This window comes from Streptomyces sp. MnatMP-M17 (assembly GCF_900091995.1).
Classification (GTDB): domain Bacteria; phylum Actinomycetota; class Actinomycetes; order Streptomycetales; family Streptomycetaceae; genus Streptomyces.
Map to the genome: position 1 here is coordinate 1 of NZ_FMDK01000343.1, position 6,576 is coordinate 6,576.

The 6,576-nt window shown below is 68.5% G+C and carries 3 protein-coding genes; all 3 read right to left on the reverse strand.

Annotation, left to right across the window (positions count from 1 at the left end; all coding sequences use genetic code 11):
• The coding region (locus GA0115259_RS16055; protein WP_107469199.1) for a CARDB domain-containing protein at positions 1-3,418 on the reverse strand (3,418 nt) is incomplete at its 3' end.
• A gap of 449 nt (positions 3,419-3,867) precedes the next feature.
• Positions 3,868-5,196, reverse strand: coding sequence for a UDP-glucose dehydrogenase family protein (locus GA0115259_RS16060; RefSeq protein ID WP_093596946.1), 1,329 nt, complete (start codon positions 5,194-5,196; stop codon positions 3,868-3,870).
• A gap of 126 nt (positions 5,197-5,322) precedes the next feature.
• The coding region (locus tag GA0115259_RS16065; RefSeq protein ID WP_370747926.1) for a right-handed parallel beta-helix repeat-containing protein at positions 5,323-6,576 on the reverse strand (1,254 nt) is incomplete at its 5' end.

The following is a 6,576-nucleotide window of genomic DNA, read 5'->3' on the forward strand; positions in this document are numbered from 1 at the left end:
TGCGGTTCCGTGCCGCCGCGGCGGCTCCGCCCGTGATGACGAAGGTCGATCCCGGCTGGGTGACGATATTGCCGTCGGCCGAGTTCGTGATGGTCACGTTGGACAGTGTCGCGTTGCCGCGCGCGCCGCTCATGGCCAGGATCCCGGCGCCGTTGTTGGACTTGTCGATCTTCACATTGCTGATCACGACGTTCGGCATATTGCCGCCGCCCGTCTTGAACTGGATGCCGTCGTACGTCGAGTCGTAGATGTCGGTGTCCCGGATCGTGACGCCTGGGATATCCCTGGCCTGCGGGAACAGTGTGATGGCGCCGAACTCCTGATCCTCGTTCCAGAAGGCGCCGCCGGTGCGGTGGAGGGCGTTGTTGGCGATCAGGGTCTGCCCGGAGAAGGGCAGCGGATCGTGGTCGGTCGCCAGCATGATGCCCGGGTAGTTCGCCGTGTCGTAGATCAGATTGTTCTCGATCTTGTTGCCGTAGCCGCCGTAGACCGCGATACCGGTCGCACGCCACGGCAACTGCACGGTGTTGTTGATGAACTGGTTGTCGTGCGCGATGTTGACCGACGGATCCTTCACATACCGGTTGGCCCAGACGGCCAGCGAGTCGTCACCGGTGGTGCGGAACGAGGAGTTGAACACCCGCGAGTTGCTCGTGCCGTTGGTGAAGTTGATGCCGTCGGCGTAGGTGTTGCGGATACGCATCCCGCTGAACTCCAGCCCGTCGCCGGGACCCCAGAGGTCGGGGATGTTGTCGTAGTCGCGGCCGACCCAGACACCGACGTTGGCGTGCTCGATCCAGACATTGGCGATCTTGGTGTTCTTGCCGAAGCGCCCGTTGAGGCCGACTCCGCCCTCGGCGCCGCCCGGGCCGCCGCGGATGGTGCCGGAGCCGAAGATGGCGATGTCGGATATCTGGGTGTTGTTGTCGATGTCGAAGCCGAAGTTGCCCTCGTGCGGATGGTTGATGCTGCCGACGGCCTGGTGCGGCTCGGTCAGCGTGTAGAGCTGGGAGTGCCACATGCCCGCGCCGCGGATCGTGACATTGCTGATGCCCACCTGGTTGTACTGCCCGCGGTTCAGCGGGTCGTCGGTGAGGATCTTCTTCTCCTGGCGCCACTGGCCCGCCGGGATCCATACGCAGGAGATGGCGCCTTCCTGGTCGGCGGTCACCGCGCGCTGGATGGCTTCCGTGTCGTCGATCCCGTCGTCGGGCACCGCGCCGTACGCCGTGATCGAGGTGCACTCGGCCGGCTTGCTCGCGGGCGGCGCCACCTGCTCCAGATCGATCAGATCGATGATGTAGAAGGACGCCGAGTCGTTCGCGTCACGCTGCAACCGGAACTTGGTACCGACCGGGTACGTGGTCGACAGCAGCGCGTGCGACTCGTCGAACAGCCGCCTGGCGTCGGCCTGAGGCGTGTTGGTCAGGGCCTCGGGGCCGTCGGTATCGCCGTACAGCCAGCTGTGCTTGGACGAGAGCGTCAGCTTCCTGACGAAGGTGTCATTGGCGTAGAGGCTGATGGTGGCTTCCGTACCGCCGCCGTTCGGGGCGTCGGGGATGGAGTTGCGCACCACGATCGAGTTCGCCGGGTTGGTCGAGGTGAACTCCACGAACTGGCCCGTGCTGCCCAGCCGCACCGCCTTGCGCCCGGAGGACTCGGAGGCGAAATTGGTGTGCCCGAAGGTGCGCAGCGGGTCGGCCTCCAGCAGTGTGCCCTGGTACCGGCCCGACTCGGCCTCGTACTCGGTGTACGGGACCGCCGCACCGCGCCCGACCACGATCGAGTGCGAGAACGTGTTGTTGGTCTCGTTGGTCTCGGCGACGGTGTTGGTCGCGTCGGCGGTGGCGACGATGGTGGCTCCGCCGTTGGTGGCGGTCCAGGTGCCGTTGATGCTCACATTGGCCGTCGCGCCGGCGGCGATCGACGGCGTGTCGGTGTTGAGCGTGGTGCCGCCCACCGCCACCCGGGTGACCGTGGTGGCGCCCGTCGCGGTGGTGCCGCGGTTCTTCACCGCCACGGTGAAGCGGACCGCCGCGCCCACGGCCGGATTCTGCGGGCTGGACTCGATGCCGAGCACCTGGAGGTCGGGGCCGGGGCTCTGCGCGACCACCAGCTCCGAGGTCGCGGTGAAGCTGTTGTTGTCGTTGTCCTGCTCGATGATCGTGTCGGTCGGGTCCACCACCGCGGTGACCCGGTAACTGCCCATCGCGCGCCTGCCGGTCTCGACCGCGACCGTGGTCGAGGCGCCCGCGGCGAGCGCGCCCACCGGAGCGCTGCCGGCCACGACTCCGCCGAGGCTGACATTGACGGTGGTCGCACCGGAGGCGGCCGTTCCGGCGTTCCGTACGGTCGCGTTCACCCTGATCGTGTCGCTCTCCACGGGCGAGGCAGGGCTCCACGAGAGTGCCGAGACCGTCAGGTCCGGGTTGGGCGCGGGTGTTCCGATGACCTGGAGCTCGGCGATCTGTCCGCCGCCGGCGCCGGTGTTGCTGAAGATCTGGAGCTGGACATCGGCGGCGCGTCCGGTGACCGGGATGGTCACCGAGTTCTGGTTCGTCGCCGGGTTGAAGGTGTAGTTGGCGCGGGCCACCAGCGAGGTGAAGCCGGTGGCGGCCTGGTCACGGCCGAGCACCTGGATGCTCTGGGTACGGGTGCCCCAGACCGCGTCGGGATTGAGCTTGACCACGACTCCCGTGATGTCGGCGTTGGCGCCGAGCTTCACCGTCAGGTTCGACGGATGGCCGGCGGACTCCCAGTAGGTGCCGGTGTTGTCGTCGTTGGCGTTGGTGGCGACGAAGTTGAAGACCGTCGACGAGGCCGCGATGGCCTTGCCACGCGCGAGGTTGGTGCCGGTGGGCTCCTCGCCACCGCCGCCGTCTCCGCCGTCGCCTCCGCCGTCACTCTCCGGACCGTAGATCTCGAACTCGGAGACCTGTCCGGCGGGCCAGCCCGTGTTACCGGTGATGTTCAGCCGTACGTAACGGACGCTCGCGACGGTGAAGTCGATGGTGACGGTGTTGCCCGCGGCCGGAGCGAACCCACGTCCCGCCGACGCCGAGAGAGTGCCGAAGGTGATCCCGTCGGTGCTGCCCTGCACGCTGAGGGCCTGCGTACGGGCTTCCCATGTCGTCGGCAGCTTGAGCACCACCCGGTCGACAGCGGTGTCCTCGCCCAGGTCGACGCGGATCCACGCCGGGAACGCGTTGTTCGGTCCCTCCCAGTACGTCGCCTGATTGCCGTCGGTGACATTGGAGGCGGGATGGCTTCCCTCGGATCCGCTCGCCGAGGCGGACCTGCCGAGGGAGAGATTGGGACGGTCGGCCGCGGAGGCGGAGACGGGCAGAAGCCCGACGGAGATCATGGCGGCTATGACCGCGCCGATGATCAACCGCCAGCGGAGCTGTTTCCGTTTCATGGTGTCCTCTGTTCGTCGGATCGGCGGAACGAGAGAGCGGCGGCCCGCGGATCCGGACCGGCCGTGCGACGCGCGGGACCCGCGTCACGCGTCTAGCGGGTGCAGGAGGTGCGTGGTACGCGGTGCGGTGACAGACCTCAGCAGGCGAGTGAGAGGCCCTGCTGTGAAGTTGCACGAAGAGCGCAAAAAAATTGAGCTGGTTATCCAGCTTTTTGCGAGTCAAAGGTTCCAATCATGTCACTGGTTTGTCAACGGTTCTCGCACGCCTCGCATGCCGTCCCGTCTGCCGGTGAGGGAACTGGCCCCAGCTCCCCCGAGAACGCAGATGCCCACGCCGACACCGGCGTGGGCAAACGCTCCATGCTGCTGGACCTCAACCGGTGATCAAGCCCGGCCGGTGTCAACAACGCTCGTGATCAATGCATCTAGGCCATGTCTGACCGGGGAGATCAGGGGCGGCCCAGTGCTCGGTACTCCCAGTCTGCCGCGCGCCACTGGGCCGGGTCGAGGGCGTGGCGGCCGTCGACGATGCGGCGTCGGCCGACCACCTCGCCCATCGCGTGCGGATCGATCTCGCGGAACTGGGTCCACTCGGTGAGCAGCAGCACCACATCGGCGCCGACCGCGGCGGTCATCGCGTCCGTCGCGTAATCCAGTTCGGGGAAGGCGCGACGGGCGTTCTCCGTGGCCGCCGGGTCGACGACCGTCACATGGGCGCCCGACCGGTGGAGCGATCTGGCCACATCCAGGGCCGGCGCGTCACGTATGTCGTCGGAGTTGGGCTTGAAGGCCGCGCCCAGCGCGGTCACCCGGACACCGCTGAGTTCACCGCCGGTCAGTTCCCGTACCAGATCGACGGTACGGGCACGGCGGCGCTGGTTGATGCCGTCCACCTCGCGCAGGAACGCGACGGCCTGGCCGACGCCCAGCTCCTCGGCCCGGTGGGTGAAGGCCCGGATGTCCTTGGGCAGACAGCCGCCGCCGAAGCCGAGTCCCGGCTTCAGGAACCGGCCGCCTATCCGGTCGTCGTACGCGAGCGCGGTGGCCAGGCCCGTCACATCGGCGCCGGTGGCCTCGCAGACCTCCGCCATCGCGTTGATGTACGAGATCTTGGTGGCGAGGAAGGAGTTGGCCGCGACCTTGACCAGCTCGGCGGTCGGCAGATCGGTCACCACCACCGGTGTGTCCTGGGCGATGACCGGCGCGAAGGCGGCCCGGAGCTGCTGCTCGGCCCATTCCGAGCCCGTACCGAACACCAGCCGGTCGGGTCTCAGTGTGTCCTCCACCGCGTAGCCCTCGCGCAGGAACTCAGGGTTCCAGGCCAGCTCCACGTCCGTACCGGCCGGTGCCACCCGCTGCACCAGCTCGGTCAGCCGGGCCGCGGTGCCGACGGGCACGGTGGACTTGCCGACCACCAGCGCGCGTCTGCGCAGATGCCGGGCGAGCGATTCGACCGCGCTGTCGACATAGGTCAGATCGGCAGCGTACGAGTCCTTCTGCTGCGGTGTTCCCACACAGATGAAGTGGACGTCGCCGAACTCGGCGGCCTCCTCGGAGCTCGTCGTGAAGCGCAGCCGCCCGGAGTCCAGGGCCTTGGCGAGCAGCTCCGGCAGACCGGGCTCGAAGAAGGGCACCTCGCCCGAGCGCAGCCGCTCGATCTTGACGGGATCGACATCCACGCCGAGGACGTCGAAGCCCAGGATGGCCATGCAGATGGCGTGGGTGGCTCCGAGATAGCCGGTGCCGATGACGGTGAGACGAGGGGATGGGGTGGTCATGCCGGCCTCCAGGAGCGTCAGGAGCGTAGGGACGGTGGGACGGGTAGGTCTGGCGGTTCTGGTGGGACGGGGCTGATCGGTCGCTGACCGGGCGGATCGGGCGGATCGGTCGGCGGTCCGCCTCCGTCAGGAAGCGCAGTCGGCGTTGGCGAGGCCCTTGGCCGCGCCGGTCACCTTGTTGTCGCAGGTGACCTTGTTGCCGTCGGAGGTGAGGTTGAAGCCGAAGCCGGGCCCGTCCACCTGCGCGGTATTGCCCTTGAAGGTGTTGCCGGTGCCCCAGCCCTTGAGGATCTGATGGGTCTGGAAGCCGTCCTCCAGGGCATGGCGCCCGGTGTTGCCTTCGATCAGCCAGCCGTTGCCCTTCACATCGACCCAGGAGTCGTTGTGCGAGCCGCTCAGCTTCGAGCCGTCGAAGGTGTTGCCGGTGACCTTGCCGCCGGTGGTGCCTTCCTTGATGTCGACGGACTCGGCGGTGGTGCCGCTGATGCGGTTGCCGGTCACCGTGTTGCGGTCGCTCGCGTCCGGCTCGCAGCCGGTGACCGCGCACCAGTTGGACTCGGCCGAGCCGATGTAGACGCCCTCGCCGAACTTCTCCTTGCGCAGCCCGGTGGCCCGGATGGTGTTGTCCCGCACCACATTGTCCGAGCTGAAGTTACGCAGATGGATGGCCTCGTCACCGATCTGCTCGACGGTCAGGCCCTGGATGACCGTTCCCTGCACGCGGTCCGCCATCACGCCCTTCTGGCCGTTGCGTACGGTGAAGCCGACCAGCCGCCAGTGGCTCGCGCCGTCGAGATGGACGGCGTAACCGCCCTTGATGTCCTCGCCGTCGATGACCGCGTCCGGGCCTCCGCACAGGAATACGGGCTGCTCGGCGGTGCCCGGGGTCTTCGCGGTGAACTCGCCTCGGTAGACGCCGTCGGAGAGCAGGATGCTGTCGCCGGGCTGTGCCTGGCCGAGCGCCGCCTCCAGCGAGGGCGCGTCGGTCACCGTGACCGAGGCGGGCGGGCAGTCGACCTTCGCGGTGGGCGCGGGAGAGGCCGCGCCCGCGGCGCCCGGGGAGGCCGTCGGGTCGTCGGTCACCACCGGATCGGGTTCGCCCGGATCGCTGGGCAGGGTGCCGGGCCGGATGGACCAGGTGGCGTTCGGTCCCGCCGTGGTGGCTCCGGCCGTCACCTTGGATCCGTCGCCGTCGCCGTCGCCGCCTGAGACGGCCACGGCGAGAGCGATCAGGGCGACCACGAGCGCGCCTCCGGAGAGCCAGACGGCGAGCCCGCCGGGGAGTCCGCCGGCCAGCCCGGCCAGTCCGGCCGGCCCGGTCCTGCGGGGCGGCTCCGGTGAGTGCGGCGGCTCGGCCGGAGGCGGAGCCTGGGGCGGTGG

Excerpts from the sequence above, each read along its gene's own strand:
- GA0115259_RS16060 (WP_093596946.1), bottom strand. The coding sequence starts at position 5,196 with ATGACCACCCCATCCCCTCGTCTCACCGTCATCGGCACCGGCTATCTC.